Origin of the sequence: Paractinoplanes bogorensis (assembly GCF_018829635.1) — a bacterium.
GTDB lineage: Bacteria > Actinomycetota > Actinomycetes > Mycobacteriales > Micromonosporaceae > Actinoplanes > Actinoplanes bogorensis.
Map to the genome: position 1 here is coordinate 92323 of NZ_JAHKKG010000001.1, position 25955 is coordinate 118277.

The 25955-nt window shown below is 71.5% G+C and carries 27 protein-coding genes; 9 read left to right on the top strand and 18 right to left on the bottom strand.

Annotation, left to right across the window (positions count from 1 at the left end; genetic code table 11):
- The first annotated feature begins 13 nt into the window (after window positions 1-13).
- Entirely contained in the window at window positions 14-835 is an 822-nt protein-coding gene (locus KOI35_RS00480) for a PhzF family phenazine biosynthesis protein (protein ID WP_215783974.1), read from the top strand.
- Here the strand turns inward: KOI35_RS00480 and srmL are convergent.
- The 3 genes from srmL to KOI35_RS00495 all read right to left on the bottom strand — a co-directional run bounded on the left by srmL (window position 810) and on the right by KOI35_RS00495 (window position 2990).
- Window positions 810-1868 carry a PheS-related mystery ligase SrmL gene (srmL, locus tag KOI35_RS00485; protein ID WP_215783975.1) on the bottom strand — a complete coding sequence of 353 codons (1059 nt, stop codon included), beginning with the start codon at window positions 1866-1868 and terminating at the stop codon, window positions 810-812. The two genes, KOI35_RS00480 and srmL, sit on opposite strands and share 26 nt — an antisense overlap.
- A 166-nt stretch (window positions 1869-2034) precedes the next feature.
- Complete coding sequence (locus KOI35_RS00490) at window positions 2035-2415, bottom strand: VOC family protein (RefSeq protein WP_215783976.1); 381 nt, start codon at window positions 2413-2415, stop codon at window positions 2035-2037.
- A complete protein-coding gene (locus tag KOI35_RS00495) occupies window positions 2415-2990 on the bottom strand; it encodes a cob(I)yrinic acid a,c-diamide adenosyltransferase (RefSeq protein WP_215783977.1) in 576 nt (191 codons plus the stop codon). Before KOI35_RS00495 ends, KOI35_RS00490 begins: the two co-directional genes overlap by 1 nt.
- A gap of 42 nt (window positions 2991-3032) precedes the next feature.
- On the opposite strand from KOI35_RS00495, the gene murA reads away from it, so the two are divergent.
- A complete protein-coding gene (gene murA, locus KOI35_RS00500) occupies window positions 3033-4322 on the top strand; it encodes a UDP-N-acetylglucosamine 1-carboxyvinyltransferase (protein WP_215783978.1) in 1290 nt (429 codons plus the stop codon).
- Here the strand turns inward: murA and KOI35_RS00505 are convergent.
- Window positions 4315-4659, bottom strand: coding sequence for a hypothetical protein (locus tag KOI35_RS00505; protein WP_215783979.1), 345 nt, complete (start codon window positions 4657-4659; stop codon window positions 4315-4317). The two genes, murA and KOI35_RS00505, sit on opposite strands and share 8 nt — an antisense overlap.
- A gap of 134 nt (window positions 4660-4793) precedes the next feature.
- Between KOI35_RS00505 and KOI35_RS00510 the strand changes: the two genes are divergently transcribed.
- Both KOI35_RS00510 and KOI35_RS00515 read left to right on the top strand, forming a co-directional pair.
- Window positions 4794-5642, top strand: a complete 849-nt coding sequence (locus tag KOI35_RS00510) for a 3-hydroxyacyl-CoA dehydrogenase family protein (RefSeq protein WP_215783980.1) — start codon at window positions 4794-4796, stop codon at window positions 5640-5642.
- 13 nt (window positions 5643-5655) lie between these two features.
- Window positions 5656-5973 (top strand): hypothetical protein, encoded by a 318-nt coding sequence (locus tag KOI35_RS00515; RefSeq protein ID WP_215783981.1) that lies wholly within the window; start codon window positions 5656-5658, stop codon window positions 5971-5973.
- Here KOI35_RS00515 and KOI35_RS00520 read toward each other — a convergent pair.
- The 3 genes from KOI35_RS00520 to KOI35_RS00530 form a co-directional block, all read right to left on the bottom strand.
- The gene (locus KOI35_RS00520) at window positions 5961-7241 is read right to left on the bottom strand and encodes a hemolysin family protein (RefSeq protein ID WP_215784725.1); all 1281 of its coding nucleotides are present in this window, start codon (window positions 7239-7241) and stop codon (window positions 5961-5963) included. The two genes, KOI35_RS00515 and KOI35_RS00520, sit on opposite strands and share 13 nt — an antisense overlap.
- Before the next feature lie 63 nt (window positions 7242-7304).
- Complete coding sequence (locus KOI35_RS00525; RefSeq protein WP_215783982.1) at window positions 7305-8087, bottom strand: ABC transporter permease; 783 nt, start codon at window positions 8085-8087, stop codon at window positions 7305-7307.
- On the bottom strand, window positions 8084-8914 hold the full coding sequence (locus KOI35_RS00530; protein ID WP_438870581.1) for an ABC transporter ATP-binding protein: 831 nt from the start codon (window positions 8912-8914) through the stop codon (window positions 8084-8086). Before KOI35_RS00530 ends, KOI35_RS00525 begins: the two co-directional genes overlap by 4 nt.
- Window positions 8915-9149: 235 nt before the next feature.
- On the opposite strand from KOI35_RS00530, the gene KOI35_RS00535 reads away from it, so the two are divergent.
- Complete coding sequence (locus KOI35_RS00535; protein ID WP_215783984.1) at window positions 9150-9344, top strand: hypothetical protein; 195 nt, start codon at window positions 9150-9152, stop codon at window positions 9342-9344.
- The gene (locus tag KOI35_RS00540; protein ID WP_215783985.1) at window positions 9341-9703 is read left to right on the top strand and encodes a recombinase family protein; all 363 of its coding nucleotides are present in this window, start codon (window positions 9341-9343) and stop codon (window positions 9701-9703) included. Before KOI35_RS00535 ends, KOI35_RS00540 begins: the two co-directional genes overlap by 4 nt.
- 576 nt (window positions 9704-10279) lie before the next feature.
- On the opposite strand, the gene KOI35_RS00545 is transcribed toward KOI35_RS00540, so the two are convergent.
- The 5 genes from KOI35_RS00545 to KOI35_RS00565 all read right to left on the bottom strand — a co-directional run bounded on the left by KOI35_RS00545 (window position 10280) and on the right by KOI35_RS00565 (window position 16339).
- Complete coding sequence (locus tag KOI35_RS00545) at window positions 10280-10894, bottom strand: hypothetical protein (protein WP_215783986.1); 615 nt, start codon at window positions 10892-10894, stop codon at window positions 10280-10282.
- Window positions 10895-10994: 100 nt separating this feature from the next.
- A complete protein-coding gene (locus tag KOI35_RS00550) occupies window positions 10995-11753 on the bottom strand; it encodes a hypothetical protein (protein WP_215783987.1) in 759 nt (252 codons plus the stop codon).
- Complete coding sequence (locus KOI35_RS00555; RefSeq protein WP_215783988.1) at window positions 11740-14340, bottom strand: FtsK/SpoIIIE domain-containing protein; 2601 nt, start codon at window positions 14338-14340, stop codon at window positions 11740-11742. The genes KOI35_RS00550 and KOI35_RS00555 overlap by 14 nt, the downstream gene beginning before the upstream one ends.
- 34 nt (window positions 14341-14374) lie before the next feature.
- Entirely contained in the window at window positions 14375-15715 is a 1341-nt protein-coding gene (locus tag KOI35_RS00560; protein ID WP_215783989.1) for a hypothetical protein, read from the bottom strand.
- A 9-nt stretch (window positions 15716-15724) separates the two neighbouring features.
- Window positions 15725-16339: a DUF4126 domain-containing protein gene (locus KOI35_RS00565; protein ID WP_215783990.1), complete on the bottom strand. Its 615-nt coding sequence runs from the start codon at window positions 16337-16339 to the stop codon at window positions 15725-15727.
- Window positions 16340-16386: 47 nt separating this feature from the next.
- Here KOI35_RS00565 and nucS point away from each other — a divergent pair, with 47 nt between their 5' ends.
- A complete protein-coding gene (nucS, locus tag KOI35_RS00570; RefSeq protein WP_215783991.1) occupies window positions 16387-17046 on the top strand; it encodes an endonuclease NucS in 660 nt (219 codons plus the stop codon).
- Between the two features lie 48 nt (window positions 17047-17094).
- On the opposite strand, the gene KOI35_RS00575 is transcribed toward nucS, so the two are convergent.
- The 3 genes from KOI35_RS00575 to KOI35_RS00585 are packed head-to-tail and all read right to left on the bottom strand — an operon-like array spanning window position 17095 to window position 20748.
- Entirely contained in the window at window positions 17095-18591 is a 1497-nt protein-coding gene (locus KOI35_RS00575; RefSeq protein WP_215783992.1) for a DUF6297 family protein, read from the bottom strand.
- Window positions 18588-19226: an ABC transporter ATP-binding protein gene (locus KOI35_RS00580; protein WP_215783993.1), complete on the bottom strand. Its 639-nt coding sequence runs from the start codon at window positions 19224-19226 to the stop codon at window positions 18588-18590. Before KOI35_RS00580 ends, KOI35_RS00575 begins: the two co-directional genes overlap by 4 nt.
- A gap of 31 nt (window positions 19227-19257) precedes the next feature.
- On the bottom strand, window positions 19258-20748 hold the full coding sequence (locus KOI35_RS00585; RefSeq protein WP_215783994.1) for an aldehyde dehydrogenase family protein: 1491 nt from the start codon (window positions 20746-20748) through the stop codon (window positions 19258-19260).
- 161 nt (window positions 20749-20909) lie between these two features.
- Between KOI35_RS00585 and KOI35_RS00590 the strand changes: the two genes are divergently transcribed.
- Complete coding sequence (locus KOI35_RS00590) at window positions 20910-21191, top strand: Rv1322 family protein (RefSeq protein WP_215784726.1); 282 nt, start codon at window positions 20910-20912, stop codon at window positions 21189-21191.
- A gap of 55 nt (window positions 21192-21246) precedes the next feature.
- A complete protein-coding gene (locus KOI35_RS00595) occupies window positions 21247-22041 on the top strand; it encodes an alpha/beta hydrolase (protein ID WP_215783995.1) in 795 nt (264 codons plus the stop codon).
- Here the strand turns inward: KOI35_RS00595 and KOI35_RS00600 are convergent.
- The 3 genes from KOI35_RS00600 to KOI35_RS00610 all read right to left on the bottom strand — a co-directional run bounded on the left by KOI35_RS00600 (window position 22010) and on the right by KOI35_RS00610 (window position 25777).
- Window positions 22010-23002, bottom strand: coding sequence for a hypothetical protein (locus tag KOI35_RS00600; protein ID WP_215783996.1), 993 nt, complete (start codon window positions 23000-23002; stop codon window positions 22010-22012). The two genes, KOI35_RS00595 and KOI35_RS00600, sit on opposite strands and share 32 nt — an antisense overlap.
- A 47-nt stretch (window positions 23003-23049) precedes the next feature.
- On the bottom strand, window positions 23050-24174 hold the full coding sequence (locus KOI35_RS00605) for an AI-2E family transporter (RefSeq protein WP_308120704.1): 1125 nt from the start codon (window positions 24172-24174) through the stop codon (window positions 23050-23052).
- A 97-nt stretch (window positions 24175-24271) separates the two neighbouring features.
- Window positions 24272-25777 carry a coiled-coil domain-containing protein gene (locus KOI35_RS00610; protein ID WP_215783998.1) on the bottom strand — a complete coding sequence of 502 codons (1506 nt, stop codon included), beginning with the start codon at window positions 25775-25777 and terminating at the stop codon, window positions 24272-24274.
- Window positions 25778-25955 lie beyond the last annotated feature (178 nt).

A 25955-nucleotide genomic window follows, 5' to 3' on the forward strand; every position in this document is an offset into this window, starting at 1 on the left:
TAGCTTTTGAATCATGCGTATCCGAATCGTCGACGCCTTCACCGACCGTCCGTTCGCCGGCAACCCGGCCGGGGTGGTCGTGCTCGACCGGCCCGAGTTCCCGTCCCTCGAGTGGATGAGCCGGGTCGCGGCCGAGGTCAACCTGTCGGAGACCGCCTTCGCCCACCCGCTCAGCGACGGGACGGCCGATTACGCGCTGCGCTGGTTCACGCCGGCCGTCGAAGTGGCGCTGTGCGGGCACGCCACGCTGGCCACGGCCCACGTGCTGGCCACGGCCCACGTGCTGCGGGCGCCGGGCACGGTGAGCTTCGCGACCCGCAGCGGCGTGCTGACCGCCACCGCGAGCGACGACGGTTCGTACACGCTCGACTTCCCGACCGCGCCGCTCAGCCCGGTGGCGCCCGACCCGGTTTTGCTCGACGTGCTGGGGGCGGTGCCCTTGTCGGTGCACCACACCGGGCCCAACACCGACGACCTGCTGCTGGAGCTGGCCGACGAGGCGGCGGTGCGCGAGCTGACGCCGGACCTTTCCACGTTGGCCGGCTACGAGCAGCGGGGCGTGGTGGTGACGGCCCGGGCCGCCTCGCCGGACGCCGACTACGACTTCGTGTCCCGCTTCTTCGGGGCGGCGGCGGGCGTGGCGGAAGACCCGGTGACCGGGAGTGCGCATACGGCGCTGGCGCCCTTCTGGTCTTCGAAGCTGGGCGGGCGCACGGAGATGGTGGGGTATCAGGCGTCGGCGCGAGGTGGCTATGTGCGGGTGTCGTTGCGGGGGGATCGCACGCTGCTGGCCGGCCGGGCCGTGACGGTCATCGACGGCGAGCTGCTGGCCTGAGGCCCATCAAGCCCTCGTACAGGCGGTCGCGCAGGGCGTTGGCGCGCTGTTTGGGCAGGGCGTGGTGCAGGTCGCGCAGGACGACTCGGAGCAGCACGTTCACCTCGTCCTCGCGTAGGGCCAGCCGGTCGCGGGAGGCCTGCGGGAGCTCGGACGACCGTGTGATCGACTCGATCGCCACCTCCTCGACCAGGTGGGCGTCGGAGCCCAGCAAGTCGCGGACACGGTCGCCCAGGTCCTCGGCGGTCACGTCGGCCGGCTGCGCCACGGAGAGATCTCGGCGGGCAGCTGGTTGAGTGGAGACCGAGCGGTAGGGCTCCAAGCCGATCAGCTGCCGGGACACGCGTGGGTCGGTCGAGCGCAGCAGCCGGATGTCGTCGATGCCCTTGCGCAGCATGAGCAGGCGATCGAGGCCCAAGCCGACGGCCAGCCCGTGCCGGGTGGGGCCGATGACATGAGCGGCCGCCACGCCACACTCGCCGATCTCGACCCAGGTGTCCCCCACTCGCGCCTCGATCTCCAGGCCGTCGGTCGTGTACGGGTGCGTGGCCGGGGTCGTGCGCCACTCCACGCCGGGGAGCGCCGCCTCGACTACGGCCGTGACGAGGCTGGGCAGATCCCGCGCGCCGTCCCCCAGCCACCACAGGTCGAGCTGGTGCGGGGTGCCGGTGTGCAAGCGGTCGATCGAATCGCGCCGGTAGACGATGCCTGGGCACGCTACGAGCGCCTCGGAGGGCACCAGTGCACGCAGCGCGCCCGGGATGAGGGCGGATGTCTGAGAGCGCAGCATCCGCCGCTCGTCGACATATCGGGTGTACCGACTGTCGCGCGCCGCCGCGGCGGGGCTGTACCCGAGCCGGTCGTAGTTGTCGGCCACGTCGACGATCCGGTCGCCGCGGTGGACGACCAAGGAAGCGTCCGGATAGAGCATGGCGGCGGCATCGAGGACGGCGGCGACGATCGCCTGGATGGCGTGCGGGCCCTGGGCGGGGTCGGTCAGGTCACGGACGGCGAGATCGGTGGACAGGGACATCGGCTTCTCCGTTCACGAGGAAAGGGGAGGCCGAAACGAGAAATGGCCGCCCCGATGGGACGGCCATGACTAGGAACGCGCAGGTCAGCAGGCCGCCAGAGGGGGCCGGCCAAAAACGAGTGCGCGCGAGGTCATGTCTCGATGGTGGCACTTCTCGAACAGCGTGTCATCCGGATTGCAGCTCGACCTCGAAACCCCACGCGTCCTCCAGGTAGGCGGCGTAGGAGTCGGGGCCGCCGGCGCGCGGATGCCGGTCGGGGAAGAGCAGTGCCCAGCCGTGCTCGGCCGACGCGGCGGTCAGGCGGTCGACCGACTCGCGGCTGCCCGCGTTGAACGCGAGGTGGTTGAGCCCGGGCGCGAGACGGTCGTGGACGTCGCCCGAGAGCGCAGGGGACTGCTCCAGCACCAGGTAGACGCCGTTACACAGCCATGAGCGGCCGCCGGGCCAGTCCTGGTACGGCTCCCAGCCCAGCTCGCCCAGCAGCCAGCCCCACGGCCCCAGGGCGCCGGCCAGGTCGGGGACCCAGAGCTCGACGTGATGCAGCATCAGGCCGTGCCGCCGCCGGGGACCCACTTCACGTCGCCGCCCGGGTTGGCCGTGCGGGACAGGATGAACAGCAGATCCGAGAGCCGGTTGAGGTATTTGGCGGGCAGCTCACCCGTACGGGAAGGATCGGATTGAAGCAGTGCCCACGTGGATCGCTCGGCTCGGCGGGCCACGGTGCGCGCGACGTGCAGCAACGCCGCCCCGGGAGTGCCGCCCGGCAGGATGAAGCTGTCCAGAGCGGGCAGCTTGTCGTTGAACTCGTCGCACCAGCCCTCGAGGCGGGTCACGTACTCCTCGGTGATCCGCAGCGGCGGGTACGGCGGATTCTCCGTCTCGGGGTTGCACAGATCGGCGCCGACGTCGAAGAGATCGTTCTGGATGGCGGTCAGCACCTTCCGGACGGCTTCGGGCAGGTCACCGAGGGCGAGGGCGACTCCGAGAGCGGCGTTGCACTCGTCGGTGTCCGCGTACGCCACGATGCGCGGATCGGTCTTGCCGGCGACCTCGTTGTTGCCGAGGCGCGTCTGCCCGCCGTCGCCGGCGCGGGTGTAGATGCGAGTCAGGTGAACGGCCATTCCCCCACCCTACGGAGGCGCGGCTGTGCGCTTGCCCATACCATGGCCCGCGTGGATGTGATCAGGGTGAAGGGCGGCACGCCGCTGACCGGTGAGGTCACTGTGGGCGGTGCGAAGAACTCGGCGCTCAAGCTGATGGCGGTGGCGTTGCTGGCGCCGGGCCGCAGCGTCGTCGAGAACGTTCCGCGCATCACCGACATCGCCATCATGGCCGAGGTGCTGCGCCGGCTGGGCTGCCAGGTCACCCTCGACGGCGGCCAGGCCACCATCGACGTGCCGGCCGAGCCGGGCAGTGAGGCCGATTACGACCTGGTCCGCCGGCTGCGGGCGTCGATCTGTGTGCTCGGGCCGCTGCTCGCCCGTACGGGCTATGTCCGCGTCGCCCTCCCCGGTGGCGACATGATCGGCTCCCGCGGGCTCGACATGCACGTCTCCGGTCTGGCCCGGATGGGTGCGCAGATCTCCGGCGAGCACGGCTTCGTGATCGCCTCGGCGCCGCACGGCCTGCGCGGCGGCAAGATCTGGCTCGACTTCCCGAGCGTCGGCGCCACCGAAAACCTGCTGATGGCGGCCGTGCTGGCCAAGGGCGTCACCGAGATCGACAACGCGGCCCGTGAGCCCGAGATCGTCGACATCTGCGACATGCTGACCGCGATGGGCGCCAAGATCGAGGGCGCCGGCACCTCCACGCTGACTGTCGAGGGTGTCGAGGGCCTCCAGCCGGTGCGGCACCGCACCATCGGCGACCGGATCGTCGGCGGCACGTGGGCCTTCGCCAGCGCCATGACCCGGGGCGACGTGACCGTGCAGGGGGTGCGGCCCGAGTTCCTCGACGTCGCCCTCGACAAGCTGGTCACGGCCGGGGCCGCGGTCGAGCCGGGTGACAACCATTTCCGCGTACGCATGAGCGACCGCCCCAAGGCTGTCGACATCGTGACCCTGCCCTATCCGGGCTTCGCCACCGACCTGCTGCCGATGGCGATCGGACTGGCCAGCGTGGCCGACGGGTCCTCGCTGATCACCGAGAACATCTTCGACGGCCGGTTCATGTTCGTGAACGAGATGGTCCGGCTCGGCGCCGACATCCGCACCGACGGGCACCACGCGGTCGTCAACGGGCGGGAGCGGCTCTCCGGGGCGCCGGTGCGCGCGACCGACATCCGGGCCGGGGCCGGGCTGGTCATCGCCGGTCTGTGCGCCGAGGGCGTGACCGAGGTCGGCGAGGTGCACCACATCGACCGGGGCTACCCCGACTTCGTGGAAGACCTGGCCAAGCTGGGGGTCGAGGTCGAGCGGGCCGACGTGCCCGAGCCGACGTTCGACTTCAGCTAGAACCGACGAGTCGCCGAGCGGCCTCGACCTGCTCGGCGAAGACCAGTACGACCGTACGGCCGTCGCGGTCATAGGTGTGGGTGGCGCGGATCCCCGCTTCGCCGAGCAGCCGCCGGACCTCGGCGGCCACTTCGTCGTCGATGGTGACCGCGGCCGGGCAGAGCAGGCCGTAGTCGTCGGAATCGCCGAAGATGGCCAACCCGGGTCCGTGGCCGGCCTCGGGTTCGGTCGCGAGCGTCCACTGCAGGCCCATGCGCCAGAAGATCGCACCGAGGAGGCCGACCAGACCGACGGCGATGAGAGGCCCGACGAGGTACCAGCCGTTGCCTGAGGGCATGGGCACAGTCTCGCACCGGCATGTGGGCAATTTCCGGGGAATTGCCCCGATCGTGGAAGCGACCCTGGGCTGAACTCACGTTAAGTAGCCCCGTTAGGGTGAGCCTGTCATTTCGCGTACAGGGAGGGCACACCATGGCGGGTCGACTCGCGGTCATCGGCTCCGGGCTGATGGGTTCCGGCATCGCTCAGGTCTCGGCGCAGGCCGGCTGGCACGTCACGATGCGAGACGTGGACGACGCGGCGACCAGCCGCGGCATGGCGGCGATCCGCGACTCGCTGAGCCGGTTCGCGGCCAAGGGCAGGATCACCGAGGAGGAGGCCGAGGCGACCATCGCCCGGATCACCCCCACGACCGATCTCGACGCCGCCGCCGACGCCGACGTGGTGGTCGAGGCCATCTACGAAAAGGTCGAGGCCAAGCACGAGGTCTTCCGCACGCTCGACAAGATCTGCAAGGCCGACGCGGTGCTCGGCACGAACACCTCGGCCATCCCGATCACGCAGATCGCCACCGTGACCCAGCGGCCCGAGTCGGTCGTCGGCATCCACTTCTTCTCGCCGGTGCCGATGATGAAGCTGGTCGAGCTGGTCCGCGGCTACCAGACGTCGGACGAGACGCTCGCCGCGGCCCGCGCCTACGCCGAAGAGGTCGGCAAGACCTGCGTCGAGGTCAAGCGCGACGTGGCCGGCTTCGTGTCCAACCGGCTGTTCAGCGCGATCCTGATCGAGGCGGTCCAGCTGGTCGAGTCGGGCGTGGTCAGCGCGGCCGACCTCGACACGGTGATGAAGCTGGGCTTCGGCCACGCGATGGGCCCGCTGGCCACGGTCGACCTGACCGGCCTCGACGTGATGCTGAACGCGGCGAGCAACATCTACCGCGACACCGCCGACGAGAAGTTCTTCCCGCCGGAGCTGCTCCAGCGCATGGTGCAGGCGGGCGACCTGGGTCGGAAAACCGGCAAGGGCTTCTACACGTACTAACTAAAATGCGCATATGACGCGTACGGGACCAAGCCCGGAAGAGATGCAGTGGGCGCTCGCCGAGGCGAGCCGGGAAGCCCTGGCGGTCGCTCCGGGCTGGTTCCGCGCGTGGCCGCCGGGGTCGGACGAGCGGTGGTCGGCTGTGAACATCCGGGCCGCCACCCAGGTCGTCGTCAACCACAGCCGCGAGGACGACCGCCACCCGAACAGCTGGACCGTGCGCGCCCTGTTCGGCGGGCACGCGGTCGAGCTGCGTGTGGGCCCGTACGACGCCAAGGAAGAGGCGATCCTGGTCGCGCACGCCGTGCTGTCGCTGGCCTACAAGGACTGATCGCGGGCGGCCACCCGCAGCCGGATCTTGGTGATGGCCCGGCCGGTGACCTCGACGACCTCGGCCGTGTGCCCGTCGACCTCCACGGTCTCGCCCGGCTCGGTCGGGATGTGCCCGAGGTGGGCCAGCACCAGCCCGGCCACCGTCGTGTAGTCGCCCTCGTCCAGGCGCTCGACGTCGACCCCGATGTCGGGCAGATCGTGGATCGGGAACGTGCCCGGCAGCAGCATCGAGCCGTCCGGTTCGCGTACCACCGACTGCACGTCCCGGTCGGTCTCGTCGTAGATCTCGCCCACGACCTCTTCGACCAGGTCTTCCATGGTGATGATGCCGTCGATCGCGCCGCGCTCGTCGACGACCAGGGCGAGCTGCTGCCGCTGAACCCGCATCTGCTTCATCGCGTCGGACACCTTGAGCGTCTCGGGCAGGAACAGCGGCGCGAACATGTGCCCCTGCACGGGACCCTCGGCGTCGACCAGATCACGCAGGTGCACCACGCCGAGCACGTCGTCGAGCCCCATCGGGCCGACCACCGGCGCCCGCGAGTGCCCGCCCTCGATCAGCCGGCGCAGCGCCTCGTGCGAGGGCGAGTCGCCCGGCACGGTCAGCACGTCCCGCCGGGGCACCAGGATCTCGCGCAGGATCCGGTCGGCGATCTCGAAGGCGCCGCTGATGATCGTGCGCTGCTCGGGGGTGAACTCCTGCTGCTGCGTCACCAGGTCGCGGATCTCCTCGGTGGAGACCTCCTCGCGCCCGGCCTCCGGGTCGTTGCCGGTGATCCGCACGACCACGTCGGTCGACTTGCCGAGCAGCCAGATGATCGGCCGGGACATCGTCGACAGCATGTCGAGCGGGCGGGCGACGGTCAGCGCCCAGGCCTCGGCCCGCTGCATGGCGATCCGCTTGGGGGCGAGCTCGCCCACGACCAGGGTGAAGAAGGTCAGGATGATGGTGACGACGACGATCGACACCGGCTCGGCGGCCGACCCGAGAAACGACAGCGGACCGGTCAGCGGGTGGGCCAGCGACACCGCGGCCGACGCCGAGGCCAGGAAGCCGGCCAGCGTGATGCCGATCTGAATGGTGGCCAGGAACCGGTTCGGGTCGCGGGCCAGCTTGGCCAGCGTGCGGCCGGTGCGGGTCTGCCGCTCCAGCCGCTGCAGCTGACTGTCCCGCAGCGAGATCAGCGCCATCTCGCTGCCGGAGAACGCCGCGTTGAGCAGCACCAGCACCACGACGAGCACGATCTGCCAGCCATATCCGCCCATGGCGGCGACCAACCCCTTTGCGTATGCGAAGACGCGGTTTTACCCACGAGTGGTGGAGCTCAATCAGCCGTCGCGTTTCGTGGTCCATTTAAACGTCGTCAGGCAGAGGACGAGGGCCAACACGCACCACACGCCGAGGACGATCGCGACCATGGGCAGATCGAACGAGCCGCCGGGCTCCTGCGCCCCGAACGACTCGGGCAGGAACACCGACCGCAGACCCTGGCACAGCCACTTGAGCGGGAACAGCCCGGCCACCGTCTGCATCCAGCTCGGCAGGCTGGTGAACACGAAGAACACGCCCGAGATGAACTGCAGCACCAAGGCGACCGGGGTGACCACGGCGGGTGCGCTGCGGCCGGTACGCGCCACCGACGAGAACGCGACCCCGCACAGCGTGCAGGCGGTGATCCCGAGCGCCGACACCCACAGGAACGTCAGCCACTTCGCGCCGGTGCCGGGCAGGTCGATCCCGAAGAACAGGGTGGCCACGGTCAGCAGCACAACCGTCTCGAGCACGGCGATGAACGCGACCATCAGCACCTTGCCCGCGAAATAGACCCACTTGGGCATCGGGGTGCCGAGGAAACGCTTGAGTACGCCGCGGTCGCGCTCGGTCGGGATCTGGATGGCCAGCGACTGGAACCCGGCGGTCATCAGTCCGGTGCCGATCATGCCGGTCACGAAGTACTGCGTGAACTTCACGTCCGGGCCGATGTCGCCCTTGAAGATCGACCCGAACACGATGATCATGATGACCGGGAACGCCAGCGTGAAGACGACCTGCTCGCGGCTGCGCAGGAACTGCTTGACCTCGAGAACGCCCTGATACAGCCCGAGTCTCACGCGTCGTGTCCGATCATCTTCAGGTAGACGTCCTCCAGGGTCGGCCTCGAGACGGTCAGACCCGGGATTTCCCCGTACGTCTCGGCGAGCTCCCGGATCACCTGCGTCGGCGTCGCGGTCGTTATCTTTTCTCCCGTACCCCAGGACACCGTGGCCTCGGCCGACTCCCGATCGCCGAGCCGGGCCGGAGTGTCGACCGCGAGCAGCCGGCCGTGCGCGATCACCCCGACCCGGTCGGCCAGCGTCTCGGCCTCCTCGAGATAGTGCGTGGTCAGCACGATGGTGGTGCCGCCGGTCTGCAGATCCCGGATCAGCTGCCAGAACTCGCGCCGCGCCTCCGGATCGAACCCGGTCGTCGGCTCGTCGAGGAACAGCAGCTCGGGCCGCCCGATGATGCCGAGCGCGACGTCGAGGCGGCGCTTCTGTCCACCCGAGAGCGTGTGGGTGCGGGCGCGGGCCTTCTCGGCGAGCCCGACCCGCTCGATGACGGCGCCCGGATCGTCGGCCTTCGGATAGAACCGCGAGAAATGCTGCACGACCTCGCCCACGGTCAGCTCGTCGAACTCGCCGGTGCCCTGCAACACGATCCCGACCCGGTCCCGCACACTCCGGTGCGCCGGATCCTCGCCCAGGACGCTGACCTCGCCGGCGTCGCGCTTGCGGTAGCCCTCGAGAATCTCGACGGTCGTTGTCTTGCCCGCCCCGTTGGGCCCGAGCAGGGCAAAGACTTCGCCGCGGGCGACATCGAGATCGACGCCGTCGACGGCCACGTTGCTCTGATACGTCTTCCGCAGGCCGCGCACGCGGATGGCCGGCTCCATGCTCACGACCTTAGATGGATCGCTCAAGGATGACCCTTTACCGGAAAGAGCGATCCCGGGGTTACCGTCGAAGAGCGAGATCGGCCCATGGAAGGGCCGTAGCAAAAGTTGTCCCCCTGGTAGTCGAACTGATCCGGGCTGCGGCTCGAGTTCGCATTGGATCGTGGGGGCCTGCCTTGCTACGGCACCTGGTTCCGGGGCCGTGGCAGACGGGCCCTGGCTGGAGCCGGAGGTTGCCGTCATGCTCGCTCTCTTGGAAGCCCTCAGCCCCGCGGCGGGCTGGGCCGGCGTGGTGATCGCCTGTGTCGTCGGAGTCCTCACCCTCTATGTGGGCGCCACCCTGGCCGTCACGCTCTTCCATCCCAACCCGCAGCGACGGAAGCACGCCGCCCAGGTGCTGCGCCAGTTGCTCGCCTTCCTGCGGAGCACCCGGTGACGGCACCACCCGTGCCCCACCAGCGGCGGGCCGTGGTGGTCTCGGAGGACGAGTTGCGGCGGCGCGTCATCGCCGACCGCACGGCCGAGGCGCTGGCGTCGCTGCGCAAGCAGGGCGTGCGGCTGGGCCGCCCACGCCGGTGCCCCGACGACGTGCTGCGGCGGGTGGTGGCGGAGCGGGCCGCCGGCGCCCGACTGGCCGACATCTGCACCCGCCTCAATGACGACCGGGTGCCAACTCCGGGCGGCAGCGGCCGCTGGTATCCGTCACACCTGTCCCGCCTGCTGCGCACCCAGGACGCGCGGCTGCTGGGCCGCACCGAGGCACGGAAAACTGGGACGTCTCTCACTCGTGGATAACCGTCACCGCCGTCCGCCCCGGGCATAGCGTGCCAGCCACGTCCCTGGGCGGGGGAGGCGGCGGCTGCTCCGCAAGATCGACTTGCGCCGGCCGGAGAGCGAGACGATCACCCCGGGCTGTGTGCCTTCGCCCGGCCGGTGCGGACGAGGTCGATCTCGACGCGCTGGACGCGGCGGGTGAGGCCGGAGACCACGGCGATCCGGTTGCTTCGCCGCCCTGACGTCGCCGGCGGGCTGGACGCGCTCCCGGCCTGGGCAGTGTTCGCCCCCACCGCCGTGCCCGCTGGGTCAGCCGGACCACTATCGGGACGCTCCGCCGTACGAGCCCCACCCGTGCCGGTACCTCGAGGGTCGCTGGGAGGACCGAAGAGTAGGCGATGCAGACCAGCCCTGCGGGGCCGGATGACTCGCCTCTCCGAACGTGAGGACCGAAGGCGGCGGCCCGAGCCGAGTGCGTCCGTGGCCTGCCACCCACGGGCGCAGTAGACCGGCGTCAGCGGGTGGCGACCAGATGTCGGCGGCACCGAAGGCGGCCGCGATTGGGGCACCCCAGCGGAGGCAGCGACCTCTGCGTCTCTAGGCGACGAACTTGGTGCGGCGGCGACGGGCGAACAGCAGGCCGATCAGGCCCGCGGCGAGGATGGCCACGCCGCCGGCGCCGACGAGGGCGATGTTCGATCCGGTGAGCGCGAGCCCGCCGCCGCCGTTTTCGGAGGCCGGGGGTTCGGTGGTGGCGACGGGGGCGGCCGGCTCGGTGGTCGCCGGCGTCGTGGCGGGCGCGGTGACTTCCGGCGTCGGCGTGGGTTCCGTGATGACGTCTGATTCCCAGTCCGGCTCGCCGCCGACGGGGATCGTCGGCGTGACCGTCGTGGTCGCGTGCGGGCTGGTCGGCGGCGGGGTGTGCTCGATCGGCTTGGTCGGCAGCGGCGTCGGGGTCAGCTCCGGCTCGGCGTCGCCCGGTGGCAGCGGCGGCGTGGCCGTCGTGGTCGGCGGCGGAGTGTGCGGAATCGGAGTGTCCTCGACCGGCTTGATCGGCGGCCGGGTGGTCGCCGGCGGGGCGCCAGGAGCCAGGGTGGTCGGCAGCGGGGCGGCGGCCGGGATCACGCGAAGGTCCGCCTGCGCGTAGCCGGGAGCGATCAACGCCCCGCCGGCCGCGACGGCGGCGGCGAGCAGCGGCAGGTACTTCTTCACGTGGTGACTCCCGGGTCCGGCGGTCAGGAAGGGGTCACCATATGTAAATCCATGCTGGACGACGATCGTCCGTCCAGGTGGCCGCCACGGCCGAAAAGCTTCAGTGGTTGGCCGCGAACGCCAGCGACATCAGGGTGGCCGCGATCATGCCGCCGAGCAGAGTCAGGCCGATGCCGCCGATGTCCAGGCGGGCCTGCAGGCGGCGGTGGGCCAGGAACGCCGCCACCGGCACCCCGGCCGACGGCGCGACCAGGAACGCCAGCCACCCGAGGAGCCGGATCGCCGAGCCGCCCCAGACGCCGGTGTCGCCAAAGGTCACCAGGCCCGAGCCGACCAGACCGGCCATCGCCGCGATCACCGCGCCCAGCACCGGCAGCAGCGGCAGGGCCCAGCGGGGCAGGGCGCGCCGCCGGCCGGCCGGGCGGATCGTGTGGTCGATGCGTTCGGCCGCTCGGGCCAGCAGGGCACGCGGGGACTGCCGCGGCACTGGCGGAGAGTCGGAACCAGCTTCAGAAAAACGGGGAAGCGCCGCCTGCGGCAGCGATTCGATCGACGTCGGCTCCGGAATCTCGCCGATCGCCCGAACGCGCAGGCCGCGGGCCCGGCGCAGCTCGTCCCAGAGGCGGGCCGCCTCCCGGTCGACGTCCAGCACCTGGGCCGCCGCGGTGCCGGCCCAGGTGTCGGCCGACTGCGCGTCGCCCTCGGCCCGGGCCAGTTCGCCCGCGGCCTGCGCCGAGCTGTCCTGATAGGCCTGTTCGGCCTTGCCCAGTTCGGCGTCCCGGCGCCGGGTGGCCTCGGCCAAGGCGCTCACCATCAGCTGGTAGTCGCGGCCGATCGGCTGGCGGTCACGTGTGGTCACTGTTCACCTCGTACGGGACGATGACTTCGGGGGTCCGGTGCACCGAGCGGTCGAAGAACAGCGCCCGCCGGGTGCGCGGATACCAGGCCGGACCGCCGGGCTGGGGATAGAGCGGGGCCAGGTCGGCGCCCTGCACGTCGAGCGCCACCCAGGCGCCGATCGGGTCGAGTCGCGCGGCCAGGCCACCCAGGGAGTCGCGCAGGCGGGCGACCGAGCGCCACCAGCCCAGCACGTGGGTGCGCTGTTCGGGTCCCTCGGTGAGCAGCTTCCGCAGCATCGCCTGGTCCGGCCCGGCGTCCAGCGCGTAGCCGATGACATAGTGCGGAATGTCGGTTTCGAACAGGGCCGGCAGGGCGGCGCACCAGTCGGCCGACGGCAGTTCGGCGATCAGGCGGGCGGCGGGCCGGGCCGCGTCGGGGTCCAGGCAGACGATGCTGAAGTGGGCCGGTCCCTGGGCGGCCAGCGACAGTGCGGCGGCGGCGAGGATGTCACAGGCTTCGTCCGTACGTGTACCGAGTACCGCCAGATTGCGTCCCGGCATCCGGCCCAGGCGTAACCGGGCGGGCCGGGCGGCGACGTCGATTCGTTCGCCGAGCACGGCGCCGGGGGACGAGCCGACCGGTGACGCCGCGTCGGGCACCGGACCGGCCGGGCGGCAGTTCTCGGGCAGCAGCGGCACCGCGTCGCCGTCGAAGAGGCGGGGCTCCTCGCAGCCGTCGGGCCGGTCGCGCCACAGCCGTCGTTGCAGGCTGCGCCAGACCAGCCGGTCGCCGGCGTCGGGCAGGCGGACGACCTGGTTGGCACCGGACATACCGGACTGGGTGTTCACCACCGCGTGGAAGCGGGGGATGACCGCGGCGGCCAGGTTGTCGTCGGCCAGGATGCGGCGGGCCTTGGGCAGGGCGATCCGCAGGGTGAACTGTCCGATCAGGCCGGACCGGCCCCACAGCGCCTCGATGCCGCTGACGTCCTGGCTGGCCAGGATCAGGTGGATGCCCTGGGAGCGGCCGCGGCGGGCCAGGTCTTCGAGCAGCGTCACGGCTTCGTCGGCGACCGCGTCCCGGCCGGCCAGCAGCACCTGGAACTCGTCGATCACGGCCACGATGCGGGGCCAGTGGCCGTCCGGGTCCTCGGCGCGCAACTCGGCCAGTTTGGACGCGTCGACGCGTTTGGCCGCCTGGGCCCGCGTACGCAGTTCCTCGCTCAGGTGGCGCAGCATGGCCAGCCCGAACTCGCGGTCGCCGTTGACGTTGATGCCGGCCAGTCGCACCTGGGGCAGCCAGCCGGGGTCGCGCGGCCCGGGCACGAAGCGGGCGAACGACACCCCCTCCTTGAAGTCGAGCAGGTAGAGGGCCAGTTCCTCGGGGCCGTAGCGGGTGGCCAGCGAGGTGAGCCAGGCGTAGATCAGGTTGGTCTTGCCCGATCCGGAGGGACCGCCGATCAGGGCGTGCGGCGGGTCGTCGCCGAGCGGTACGTCGATGAGCGATCCGTCGGTGCTGTCGCCGATCGGCGCGACCAGGCCGTGGGCCGACGACTCGGCCCAGAACTCGCGCGGCTCGAGGTCGCTGAGCTTGGCCGGGGGTGGCCCGGCGCGCAGGCGTTCGGCGGTGGCCCGGCAGAACGCGGCCACCCGGTCGGCGGGCGGCGGCGGGTCGAGCCGGATCTCCAGGTCACCGGTGATGTCGCAGGTCGCGGTCTGCTCGTGCACCGCGAGCCGGCGCACCGTGGTGTGTTCGGCCAGCTCCAGACCGCGTACGAGCAAATGCACCCCACAGGCCACGCCGGTGCGCACGATCCGGTCGAGCTGCGCGCGCTGGGCGTTGGTCAGCTCCTCGGCGGTGGCCGGGTCGGCCAGCAGCACGACCACCCGCCACGGCTCGGCGCGCGGGCCCGGGGTGGCCGCGGTCAGGTCGGCCAGCGACTGGTACTCGCCCGCCAGCACCGTCTCGTTGACCCGGCAGATGTGCTCGACCAGCTCGTCCAGGGCCGGCCCGAGTCCGCCCGGGCCGACGAACGAGATGCCGAGCGGCGCGAACGAGGCCAGCGTGCCGCCGAGGTATTCCGGGTCGTAAACGGTCAGCTGCAGGTCGCCGGGCCGGGTGGTGCCGAGCGCGCGCAGCAGCAGGCCGGTGATCACGCCGTCCGCGGTGGCCGGGGGCCCGTCGAGGTTGAGGTGGGCCGCGTCCAGGAACGGGACCAGGGCGGGCAGGGCGGCCGTGTCGTCCAGGGTCAGCGTGCCGATCCGGAGCAGGCCGGGCGCCGCGCCCAGTTCGGGTTCGCTCGGCGACCACATCCGCCAGGGCAGGCCGGCCGCCCCGGTCGCGGTGTGGGCGGCGAGCCGGCGGACGTTGCCGGCCAGGCGCGACGACTCGAACTGGAAACGGCGCTGGATGTCGCGGCGGGCGGCGTCGCGCGCCTCGGCCAGCTGGTTGAGGCAGGTCGCGTACGCGTCCCGGACCAGCCGCCGTCGACTCTGCGCCTCGCCCCGGGCCGACTCCGCCTCGGCCAGCACGGCCCGGGCCGCGCCGCGCGCCTCGGCCAGTTCCTGCCGGACGGCAGCGACCAGCGCGTTGCGGTGGTTAGCCACCTGACCCCCCGGAATTCACGTTGGGGGATTTTACCTATTTTCGCCCGAACTGACCGATTATGTGCTGCGTGTCGGGCCGTCGCGGGTTGGCGGCCACCAGTCCGTCCCACAGACGGGTGGCGACCAGCGTGGCGCCCTCGTTGTGCCAGCGGCGCAGCGTCCCGCGGGGCACATAGCGGCGCATCCAGTCGATCGCGCGCCGCGTCTCCCGCTCCAGACCGTCGGTGCGCATTTTCCGCGCGTACGGGTTCAGTCCGGCCACGGTGCAGAAATGCAGCGCGTTGTAGTGCCGCCACTCCTCGGTCGTCTCGAGTTCCCCGGCCGGGCGCAGCCGGTCGACCTCGTCCTTGAGCAGGGCCCGCAACTCCACCGCCCGGTCCAGCGGCTGGTCCGACGAGCGGCCGTCCAGCCGCCGGTCGACCTCGGGCAGATCGGTCAGCGGGCTGCGCATCAACCGGCCCAGGTCGCCGTAGTTGTCCAGCGCCTGCCGCGCGTACCGGAGGAAGTCCTCGCGGCTGGTGGCGGGCAGGCGGTGCCGTTCCCGGTGCCGGGGCAGCGCATCGGCCAGCAGCATCAGATCGGCGCGGTCGCGTCGCACCCGCTCGTCGCCGCGGAACGCGAGCAGGTCGAGCCCGCGGCGCACCGGTCCGATCAGGCCGATCACCGTCATCACGACGGCGACCAGGGCGAACTGGAGGAGCATGATGATCGGCTCGTCGACCGTGGTCAGGGTGACCGCGACCGGACCGCCGACCAGCACGATGGCGATCACGGCGGCGGTCGCCGAGCGCACCAGGTCGGGCCGCAGCCGCTCGCCGACGTCGAGCGCGTCCGACACCGCGATCAGGAAACCGAGGACGACCAGGTCGAGCCCGATCGCGGCCAGCACCAGGCCGGGCGCGCCCAGGTCGACCGGCAGCAGCAGGGCGACCAGGGCGAGCGCGTAGAGGGCGGCCGCGACGGCCAGCGCCGTGGTGAGCAACGGCGGGCGCACCTGATCGCGGAACCGCCAGAGCAGCACCAGGCCACCGGCCAGCGGCGCGAGCACGATCAGCCGGCCCGCCGACGGCAGCACGACCAGCACGATCAGGAACGCCCCGGCCAGGATCATCCAGCCCAGATCGATCTGGCGCCGCTCGGGCACCGACGACGGCAGCAACGCGACCGACGCCCCGGCCCAGAGCAGGGCGGGCAGGCAGAACAGCACCTGGGTGGCCGTGCCGTCGGCGTCGACGGTCCACAGTGCCAGCCCGGCCGCGTACGAGATCAGCGCCCCGGCCGCCCGCAGCGCCGCCGCCCGCGTCGGGTCACGGCCGGTCAGGTAGCAGGCCGCCCACCAGGTCAGGGCGAAGGCGGGTACGGCGATCGCGGGCACGGCGAAGAGTCAACCACTCAGCCCCGGGGCGCCGGAAGCCGCGAGGGCCTTCCGGCGGCGGCGCTTGCGCACCACCCAGACCGTGCCCAGCACCATCACCACCAGTCCGACCAGGACCAGAACGGGGAGCAAGATGGCCAGAACCGACATCAATACGCTGCCGATGTCTTCGGCCGTGCTGGCCACCGGCGCTCCGAAACCGGCTGTTGTGGTGTTCACCACGGGGCGTGAGAGCGCCTTCACACCGTGCACGACCAGCGCGATGACCACGCCGGCGGCGATCGGCACCCACTGATGGGATCCGAAGAACGACCCCGGGTCGCTCACCGTCACCGTCTCGCTCGACGAGCCGGCGCCGAAGGCGAGCCCGCCCGCGGTCGGCCGCACCACGGTCTGCACCACGTCGTTCACGTGGTCGACCACCGGCACCTTGTCGGCGACCATCTCGATGGCCAGCAGCAGCGCCAGGATCAGCAGGGTCCAGCCGTTGGACAGCCACGACCAGCCGGTGGGCAGGTCGATCATGTCGGTGTAGCGGGCCAGCAGACCCATGGTGATCAGGGGGATGTAGGCATTGAGCCCGGCCGATGCGGCCAGGCCGGTGCCGGTGAGCGCTTCGAGCACGACTCCAGGATGACAAACCCGCGCGAGGGGTCCGGTAGGGTCGTGCGGTGCGTCTGGTCATCGCGAAGTGCTCCGTCGACTATGTCGGCCGGTTGTCCGCCCACCTGCCCACGGCCACCCGGCTGCTGATGGTCAAGGCCGACGGCTCGGTCTCGATCCACGCCGACGACCGTGCCTACAAGCCGCTGAACTGGATGAGCCCGCCCTGCAAGCTGCAGGAGGCGCCGGGCGTGTGGAAGGTCGTCAACAAGGCGGGCGAGGAACTCCGGATCACCCTCGAGGAGATCTTCCAAGACACGTCGTACGAGCTGGGGGTCGATCCCGGCCTGGTCAAGGACGGCGTCGAGGCCCACCTCCAGGAGCTGCTGGCCGCTCATCCGGCCACGTTCGGCGAGGGGTGGACGCTGGTGCGCCGCGAGTTCATGACCGCGATCGGCCCGGTCGACCTGCTCTGCAAGGACGAGGCCGGCGGCTCGGTGGCGGTCGAGATCAAGCGGCGGGGCGAGATCGACGGCGTCGAGCAGCTCACCCGTTACCTCGAACTGATGAACCGTGACCCGTTGCTCGCCCCGGTGTCGGGCGTGTTCGCCGCCCAGGAGATCAAGCCGCAGGCCCGGGTGCTGGCCACCGACCGCGGCATCCGCTGCGTCGTCGTCGACTACGACAAGCTGCGCGGCATGGAACGAGACGAGCTCACTCTCTTCTAATGGCGTCGCTCCGCTCCGCAGGCGATCGCCTTGTAACCGGTGATCGCGTTAATGGGATAGCTCGGTGCGGTCGTCGGCTGTGGTGCCGGACAGGTAGAAGCGGGCACCCGCGATCCCGATCACAGCCTGGAGCAGCAGAGTTGTGGGTGACAGCCGGCCCTGGGCGATCGCGATCCAGGCCGGGATGCCGAGCAGCAGCATGTCGGGGCCCATCACGGCGTTGACCAGCGGTCCGGTCGAGAGCGTGCCCATCGGGGTGTCCAACGGCAACAGTTCATTCCGTACGAACCCCACGCGCGCCCGGTGCACGGCGGCCGCCGCCCCGACCGGTCCGAGGGTCAGGCCCAGCGCCCACCACGGGCCGGAGTCCAGGTCGCCCAGCAGGTCGAGCGCCGTCAGAGCCAGCGCTGCCCACACCCCGGCCAGCACGCCGGGCACGAGCAGCCGCTGCAGCACGGCGTCCCGCGAGGTCAGCCCGAGCATCCGCAGCATCACCGGATTACCGGCGTCGGTGCGTACGTTGCCGGTCGCGACCATGCCGGCGACCAGGCAGCCGACCAGCACGACGGCACCCAGCACCCAGCCCGGCGCGGCCCCGAACAGCACCGGCAGCGTTACCCCCAGCAGCAGCCACAGCAGGCGGCTGCCGCGGCGCAGGGTGAGCAGCACGTCCTGCGCCACCAGCACCGGCAGCCGGGGGAAGAGCGCGGTCGACCGCAGCCGGCGCCGGGCCCAGTAGCGCCGCTCGATCATGTCGGTGAGGAACGACGGCTCGATGCCGAACGCCGAGTCGAAGAGCGTTCCCGCCGTACGGGAGGCCTCCAGGATCCGGTCGTTGGGTGTGGCTCCGAGACCCCGGATGACCAGGGCGACCGCCACCACGACGACCACCGCGATGCCGGCCACGATCGGGATCAGCGTGCCGGTGGCGGGCCAGGCGGTGACGGCGATCGGCTGCTCGACGGCGACATCGGCGACCAGCGCGGCGAAACCGGCGGCGACCACGAGCCCGGCCAGCCGGTCCACGGCGACGCCCCACCGCCGGCCGGCCTGAGCGGTCGTCGCGACCAGCAGCAGCACGATGCCCAGCAGCGCGCCGCCGGTGATCAGCAGCGCGATCTGCTCGCCGTTCATCGAATGGTGCGGCCCGGCGTGGCCGACCACGGCGACCGCGGCCAGGGCGCCGAGCGCGGCGGCGGCGATGCCGGTCAGGCGCAGCGACGGCAGCAGCAGCATGCGGCGGCTCACCGGGGCGGTGAGCAGCCACGCGGCGGCCGGGCGGCTCAGCGTGAGCGGTCCGAGCCGGCGCAGGGCCAGGAACAGGAAGCCGTAACAGACCGCGGCCAGACCGCCCCCGGCCAGGCCCGAGAGGTTGGGCGCGTCGGGCCAGAAGATGTCGGCCAGCTGCCGGTGCAGCATGCCGCCGATGATCGCGACCGACAGTGCGCCGATGTAGAGACTGCCCAGGGTGGCGCCGCGCTCCCGGTGCGAGGACTGGGTGCGGCTGATCCAGCGCCGTACGGGGGAGAGCGGGACGGCCGTCATGCGCTCAACGACTCCATCGTGGTGATCTCGGCCCCGGACGCGACCGCGAAGTCGTCGTCGTGGCTGGCCATGAGCAGCGACCCGCCCCCGGCCACGTAGTCGGTGAGCAGGCTCGCGACGTCGGCCCGGCCCTCGCGGTCGAGGCGCTGCTCGGGCTCGTCCAGGATCAGCAGCGAGCTGGGCCGCAGCAGCGCGATGGCGAGCACCAGCCGCTGCTTCTGACCCGACGACAGCTGCGGCGGGATCGCGTCCTTGTGGCCGCCCAGCCCGAACCGTTCGAGTGCCTCGTCCACCCCGGCCTCGGACGGGTCCTGGCCGTGGGCGCGGCAGACCAGTTCGGCGTGCTCGCGCGCGGTCAGTCCGGGATACCAGGTCGGCGGCTCGACCGTGGTCACCACGGCTCGCCAGAACTCGGGGGTGGCGCCCGGATCGCCGCCGAACACCCGGATCGTGCCCTCGTCGGGCTGTTGCAGGCCGCTCACGCAGCGCAGCAGGGTCGACTTGCCGATGCCGTTCTCGCCGGTGACGCAGACACCCCCGCCGGCCGGGACGGTCAGGGAGACTCCCACCAGCACGGGGGTGGAGCCGTAACCGACATGCAGGCCGTCGACCTCGACAGCGGGATGATCCACCACTTCAGGGACGCTAGCACCGCGCCGCCGGGGACTACTTCCGGCCGTACAAAACTCGCAGGGCCTTCACGATGGTCGCGATCTGCGCCGGGGTGCGCTCAAAGGTCATCGCCGGCAGCAGCGACGGAGCCCGCCGTACGGTGACCGATTTTGCCCGCGCGAACTCGCGCAACCCGTCCTCGCCGTGGATGCGGCCGAACCCCGACTCGCCGACGCCGCCGAACGGCAGGTTGCCCATGCCGACGAACGAGAGTGTCGAGTTGACCGCCACCATGCCGGCCCGCAGCCGCCGTGCGATGCGCACCGCGTTCTTCCGGCCGAAGACCGCGCCACCCAGTCCGTACGGGCTGTCGTTGGCCTTTCGGATCGCCTCTTCGGCGTCGGCGACCTTGGTGATCGTCAGCGTGGGCCCGAAGGTCTCGTCGAGGATCTCGCGCGAGTCGGCCGGCACGTCGACCAGCACGGTCGGAGCGACGTAGGGCGGCTGGACCGCCGCGGACCCGCCGAGCACCGCGCGACCACCCTTGGCCAGCGCGTCGTCGATGTGGTCGCGGATGATGTCGAGCTGCCGGGGCATGGTGATCGGGCCGATCTCCTCGCCCGTCCGCAGCCGGCCCGCCTTTTCGGTGACCGCGCTGACGAAGGCGTCGTAGACCGGGGCGACCACGTACGCCCGTTCGATGCCGATGCAGGTCTGACCGGCATTGGTCATCGACCCCCACACCGCCGCCTCGGCCGCCGCCGGGATGTCCGCGTCGGCGTCGACGATCAGCGCGTCCTTGCCGCCGGCCTCGATCACCGCGGGCACCAGGTTTTCGGCGCAGGCGGCGAGCACCTTCTTGGCGGTGGCGGTCGAGCCGGTGAACGCCATCTTGCCCACGCCCGAGCGGCACAGCGCGGCACCCACGTCGCCCAGGCCGTGCACCGCCTGCAGCACCGGCTGCTCGGGCACCACCTCGGCGAACGTGTCGACCAGCCACTGGCCGACGATCGGCGTGTACTCGCTCGGCTTGAGCACCACGGCGTTGCCCGCGGCCAGGGCCCCGCTGATCGGCCCGACCGGCGTGAGGATCGGGTAGTTCCACGGACCGATCACGCCGACCACGCCGTACGGCAGGTATTCCAGGTGCCCGGTGTGCTCGGCCACCAGCAGCCGGGTGCGCATCCGGCGCGGGCCGAGCACCCGCTGCGCGTTGCGGGCGGCCCAGTCGAGGTGCTCGACCGCGGCGGTGGCCTCGACGATCGCGTCGGCCTCCGGCTTGCCGGTCTCGAGGCTGGTCAGCGCGGCCAGCTCCTCGATGCGGCGCACGATCAGCGACCGCCAGCGCAGCAGCCGTTCACGCCGCCCGTCGTAGCCCAGGGCCTGCCACCAGAGGCCGGCCTCGGCGGCGCGGCGCACGGTCTCGCGCACGGCCTCGGCGTCGGCCACCGGCACGCGGCCGGCCTCCGCCCCCGAGGCGGGATTGGTGGAGATCAGGACGCCGTCCTCGACGACCGGGTTGCCGGGCACACGGGTAGCGGTCATGAACGCGAGTCTAATTCGCTTGTTACCCGCGAGTCACCACCCGGTTTCCCGTCGGGCTCTCCGCTGGGAAGGTGATCAGCGTTACCCGTACGCTGGTAAATGTGAGCCCACGCCGGAACAGCCCCCGCCGCCGCGGTCCCGCGGCCGAGCCGCCACGGGAGCTGACCGACGAGCGCACCCGCCGGGGCATCGAGGGTGTCCAGCAGTGGCAGGACGGCGACTGGATGGTCCGGTCGATCTTCGGCGGGGCGGCCGTGAAGACGTACCTCTGCCCCGGGTGCATGCAGCAGATCCGGCCCGGCGTGGCCCATGTCGTGGCGTGGCCGGTCGACGGCAGCGGCGACCTCACCGACCGCCGCCACTGGCATACCGGCTGCTGGAAGGCGCGCGACCGCCGCAGCCCGGGTGTCGAGCGCTCCCGCAACGCCCCGAGATATGGATGACCCATCCGACCGCCCCGCCCTCCACCCGAACACGACTGAAGGCTTAGTCATTCAGATGAGCTCTCCCATCCGCGCCAACTCGATCCTGCCCGCGCACCGCGAGGACATCGAGCTGGCGACCGCCGACGGTCTGACCCTGGTCGGTGAGCTGGCCCGCCCGCTCGACCGCGACCCGGTGGCCACCCTGGTCTGCCTGCACCCGCTGCCCACGCACGGCGGGATGATGGACAGTCACGTCTTCCGCAAGGCCGCGTGGCGTCTGCCCGCCCTGGCCGGGATCGCCGTGCTGCGCTTCAACAGCCGCGGCACCTCGAGCGTGCGCGGCACCAGCGAGGGCACGTTCTCGGCCGGGGTCGACGAGCGCTACGACGTGGCCGCCGCGGTCGAATACGCCGAGTTCGCCGATCTGCCGAACATCTGGCTGCTCGGCTGGTCGTTCGGCACCGACCTGACGCTCATGCACGGGCTCGAGCCGGCCGTCGCCGGGGCGATCCTGCTGTCGCCGCCGCTGCGCTACTCCCAGCCCGAGCACCTCAAGGAGTGGGCCGCCGACGGCAAGCCGCTGACCGCGCTCATCCCCGAGTTCGACGACTATCTGCGCCCGGCCGAGGCGATCGAGCGGTTCGCCGCCGTCCCGCACGCCGAGGTCGTGCCGATGGCCGGGGCCAAGCACCTCTGGGTGGGCGACGCCGAGAAGGTGCTCGACCAGGTCGTCCAGCGGGTCGCCCCGGGTGTCGAGGTGCCGCTGCCGCGGACGTGGGACGGTCCGATGGAGACCGGCGACATGAACGCCTACGCCGACCGGACCGTCGCCGCCTTCAGCGACGTGCCCATGCCCAAGACCGACTGACGCCGCGGCCGGCCAGCAGAGCGTCGAGCAGGATCGCGAGTGCGGCAACGGTGCCGGCCACCTGCAGCAGGCCCAGCTCGTACTGGTAGATCAGGGGCGCCCAGAACGGCGCCCACGACGAGCCGCCGAGCATGCTCCCGCCGAACATCACAGCGGCCTGCCCGAGATTCGGCGAGACCAGCACGAACGCGACCGCGGTGAAGATCTTGACGCGGGCCGAGGCGCCCGGGTCGTGCTCGGTGCGCCGGCTCACCCACCCGGTCAGCAGCCACCCGATGAGCAGCCCGGGCAGCACCCCGGCGGCGGCCACCACGTCGACCCAGCGCGGGATGACGCGGCTCACCTCGACGCCCAGCGGCCGGGCGTTCTCCGGGTCGACGAAGATCTCGTCGGCGTCGGTCTCCACCGACATCAGCCACGACCCCCGCCGCGCGTCCAGCCACATCCGCTCGTCGTCGAGGTACGTCTCGTCGATGTGCCATCCGTCCGCCCGCAGGCGGGTCTGCAGACCGGCCAGGTAAGCCGTGCGGTCACGGGTCTCGGCCGTGTTACGCGAGCGATAGCCGGCACTGCCGTAGGTCACCTGGTCGACGTCCTGGACCAGCACGCCATCGGCTCGGACGAACTCGACATCTTGCGCCCCGGGGCTGACCACCTGCTGAATGCCGGTCAGCTGAGCCGCGTCGGGCAGGGCCGCCGGGCTCACCTCCACCGCCAGGCGCGACGCCATCGCCGCGGTGAACAGCCCGGCCATGAGGGCCACCAGCGTGGCGACCACGACCACCATCCGGCTGCGCGGCCGCCCGAGCCGGGCCCGCAGACCCCAGCGGATCAGGTTGGCCGCCTCGCGCAGGCTCGGCCGTCCCTTCTCGACCAGGGTGCCGTAGAGCTCCTCGCGGCGCGGCCCCTTCGGGTACGTGCGCAGGATCAGTCGGTAGAGCCGAAGCCCGGTGGTGACCATGCGAGGCAATATAAAGATTATCTGAGTATGCGGTCAAGGCCGGTGGTTCAGCGGGCCTCCTGGCTCGGGACGACGACCTCGCGCATGATCAGCTGGATCGCGGCCACCATCGGGATCGCCACCAGCGCCCCGATCACGCCGAACAGCGCCACCCCGAGCAGGGCCGCGACCACGGCCGCGACGTCGCTGACCTTGACCGAGCGGCGCATCACGTTCGGATAGATCAGGTAGTTCTCGATCTGCTGATAGAGGATGAAGAACACCGCGCACACGATGCCGTCGGACAGCGACGAGGCGAAGCCGACCAGGCTCACGATGACGGCGCCCAGGGTGGCGCCGATCTGCGGGATGAGGTCGGTGATGGCCACGACCACGGCCAGGGCGAACGGGTAGGCCAGCCCGAGGATCACGGCCAGCAGCCAGGTGCTCGCGCCGGCCAGCACCGCGATCGACAGCGCCCCGACCATGTAGGCGCCGACCTTGGTGAGGATCTCGTCGGTCAGCAGCCGTACGCGCACCCGCCGTGACGCCGGCACGAGCGAGTAACCCGTCTCACGGATGCGGTCGAACGAGGCCATGAAATAGATCGTCAGCACCAGCACGGTGAGCATGTTGAACACCGTGCCCGCGAGCACCCGGCCCACGCCGACCACGCCGCCGACCGCGTTGCCGACCGTGCCCGCGTTGAGCGCGCTGCTCACCCGGTTGACGATGTCGTAGCGCTGGACGAGCTCGTTGATCGTCTGGTTGCGCTGCAGGCTCTGGATGTATTCGGGCACGTTCTCGACCAGCTGGGTGGTCTGCTGCACCAGCGGCGGGATCAGCGCGACGATGCCACCGGTGAGCAGCGCCACCACGGTCAGCGCGACGATCGCGACCGCGAACCCGCGGGGCACACCCCAGCGGCGCAGCCGGACGATCGCGGGGTTGAGCCCGATCGCCAGGAACAGCGCGATGAAGATCAGGACCAGGATGCCGGCCGCGTTACGCAGACCCGAGAAGATCCCGTACGCGACGGCGAGCCCGAGCCCGCCGAGCAGGCCGATCATGAACGGGTTGCGCCTGTCGAGCGGCGGTCCGGGCCGGCCGAACCGGCCCGCGAGGTGATCCTCGGCCACCGGCTCGAGGGCTTCGTCCTCCGCTTGCGGGGTCTCGTCGTCTTCCCGGGCCACCCGGATCCTCCACATCGGTGGGTGAGCCGGTAGGTCAGGTCGTCCGCACGGTCTCGGCGGGGACGTTATCGCTGTGCGGCCCGGGCCGCCACTCGCATTACTCGGCGTCGACCCCGACCCGGGACGCGGGCGGCACGGTGACCTTCGCCGAAGCGGTGACCTTGGTCGGCGTGCCCGCGGGCTTGCCGGCTGCGAGCTTCTCGGCCGGCTTCTCCACCGCGGCGTGCTGACCCGTCGGCTTGTCGGCCGGCTTCTCGACGGCGGCGTGCTGACCGGCCGGCTTGTCGGCGGGCTTGTCGGCCGCGTGCGCCCCGACCGATCCGTCGGTGGCCGGCTCGTCCGCGGTGTCGTCGGGCTCCTCGGGCGAGTTGGCGGCGGCCATCACGGCGGCGGCGGCCAGCTCGGCCACCCGCTTCGCTTCCTTCTGCACCTGGCGGCGGACGTCGGCGGCGCGTCGCTCGGCGGCCTCGCCCGCCCGCTTGGCCTCGGCCACCCGGGCCTGCTCGGTCTCGAGCTGCTTGCGGGTGTCGGCCAGCCGCTGGAGCACCTGGGCGGCCTCGTCGGACCCGGCCCGGGCCCGCTCCTGAGCCGCCGCCAGGTCGCGCTCGGCCTCGGTGACCTTGGCCCGGGCGGCCTCCAGCTCGCGGCCGGCCTCGACGATCTTGTCCTGCTGCCCGGCGATCTCGTTGCGGGCCTTGGTGGCCTCGTCGTTCGAGCGGAGCAGCACCTCTTCGGCGTACTTGTCGGCCTCGCTGCGCAGGTCGGCGCACTGCTTCTCGGCCGCCGCGCGCATCTGGGCCAGCTCCTGGGTGAGGGTCTGACGCTTCTGCGCGGTCTCCTGCTCGACGGCGCCCCGCTGCTCGGCCGCATCGCGCTCGGCCGCCGCGCGCAGGCCGGCCACCTCGTGCTGGGTCTTGTCGCGCAGCGCCTTGATCTCCTGATCGGCCTGCATGCGGGTGGACTGCCCGTAACCGTCGGCCTCGGCGCGGGTGCGGTGCGCCTGCTGGGCGGCCTTCTCGGTGGCCTGCTGGGCGTCGGTGCGCGCCCGCTCCAGCGTGGTCTCGGCCTCGGTGCGCATCTGCTCGGCCGACTGCCGGGTGGCGGCCAGCGCCTTTTCCGAGGCGGCCCGCTTGGCCTGGTCGGCCCGCTCCTCCTCGGCGCGGCGGGCGGCCAGCGCGATCTCGAAGTCGCGGATGCCGTTGTGCGCGTGCGCCTCGGCCTCGGCCCGCACCCGCTCGGCCTCGGCCAGGCGGGCGGCGATGTCGTCGGTGGCCGACGCCTTGATCGCCTCGGCCTGCTCCTCGGCCAGCGTGAGGATCTGCTCGACCCGCGGGCCCAGGTGACGGAAGGAGACCTCGGGACCCGGGCCGACCTGCTTGCGCGCCTGCACGATCTCTTGCTGGAGACGCTCGATCTGCGCGTTCATCGCCTGCATCTGCGCGTACGCCTGCTCGCGCTCGGCCGCCAGCGCGGCGATCTCGTTTTCGGCGCGGGCGACGTAGCGGTCGACCTGCTTGCGTTCAAAGCCCCTTATGGCGATGTCGAAGCTGGGTTCGGTGGGTGCGTCTCCGCCGAGACCGAGAATTTCACCGCCGTGGGACATGCTTCCCATCCTCACATACGCGACGTCCAGCCTCAGGGGGATACACACCCACTCGGGCGGAATACGCGTCTAGTTGTGATATGTCTGACCCGGCTTGCGCCGGCGCCCGTCTCGTGCCGGAGCAAGGCTATGCCCACCCGGCACGGGTGCCGAAACACGGCCAAGCGCGAAACGAGTG

Coding starts and splice junctions, on each gene's coding strand:
- KOI35_RS00585 (WP_215783994.1), bottom strand. CDS start 20,748: ATGACCGCTACCCGTGTGCCCGGCAACCCGGTCGTCGAGGACGGCGTC.
- KOI35_RS00595 (WP_215783995.1), top strand. CDS start 21,247: ATGAGCTCTCCCATCCGCGCCAACTCGATCCTGCCCGCGCACCGCGAG.
- KOI35_RS00490 (WP_215783976.1), bottom strand. CDS start 2,415: ATGCTGCATCACGTCGAGCTCTGGGTCCCCGACCTGGCCGGCGCCCTG.
- KOI35_RS00520 (WP_215784725.1), bottom strand. CDS start 7,241: ATGGGCGGATATGGCTGGCAGATCGTGCTCGTCGTGGTGCTGGTGCTG.
- KOI35_RS00535 (WP_215783984.1), top strand. CDS start 9,150: ATGCTCGCTCTCTTGGAAGCCCTCAGCCCCGCGGCGGGCTGGGCCGGC.
- KOI35_RS00505 (WP_215783979.1), bottom strand. CDS start 4,659: ATGCCCTCAGGCAACGGCTGGTACCTCGTCGGGCCTCTCATCGCCGTC.
- KOI35_RS00510 (WP_215783980.1), top strand. CDS start 4,794: ATGGCGGGTCGACTCGCGGTCATCGGCTCCGGGCTGATGGGTTCCGGC.
- KOI35_RS00610 (WP_215783998.1), bottom strand. CDS start 25,777: ATGTCCCACGGCGGTGAAATTCTCGGTCTCGGCGGAGACGCACCCACC.
- KOI35_RS00480 (WP_215783974.1), top strand. CDS start 14: ATGCGTATCCGAATCGTCGACGCCTTCACCGACCGTCCGTTCGCCGGC.
- murA (WP_215783978.1), top strand. CDS start 3,033: ATGGCCCGCGTGGATGTGATCAGGGTGAAGGGCGGCACGCCGCTGACC.
- KOI35_RS00600 (WP_215783996.1), bottom strand. CDS start 23,002: ATGGTCACCACCGGGCTTCGGCTCTACCGACTGATCCTGCGCACGTAC.
- KOI35_RS00495 (WP_215783977.1), bottom strand. CDS start 2,990: ATGGCCGTTCACCTGACTCGCATCTACACCCGCGCCGGCGACGGCGGG.
- KOI35_RS00575 (WP_215783992.1), bottom strand. CDS start 18,591: ATGACGGCCGTCCCGCTCTCCCCCGTACGGCGCTGGATCAGCCGCACC.
- srmL (WP_215783975.1), bottom strand. CDS start 1,868: ATGTCCCTGTCCACCGATCTCGCCGTCCGTGACCTGACCGACCCCGCC.
- KOI35_RS00515 (WP_215783981.1), top strand. CDS start 5,656: ATGACGCGTACGGGACCAAGCCCGGAAGAGATGCAGTGGGCGCTCGCC.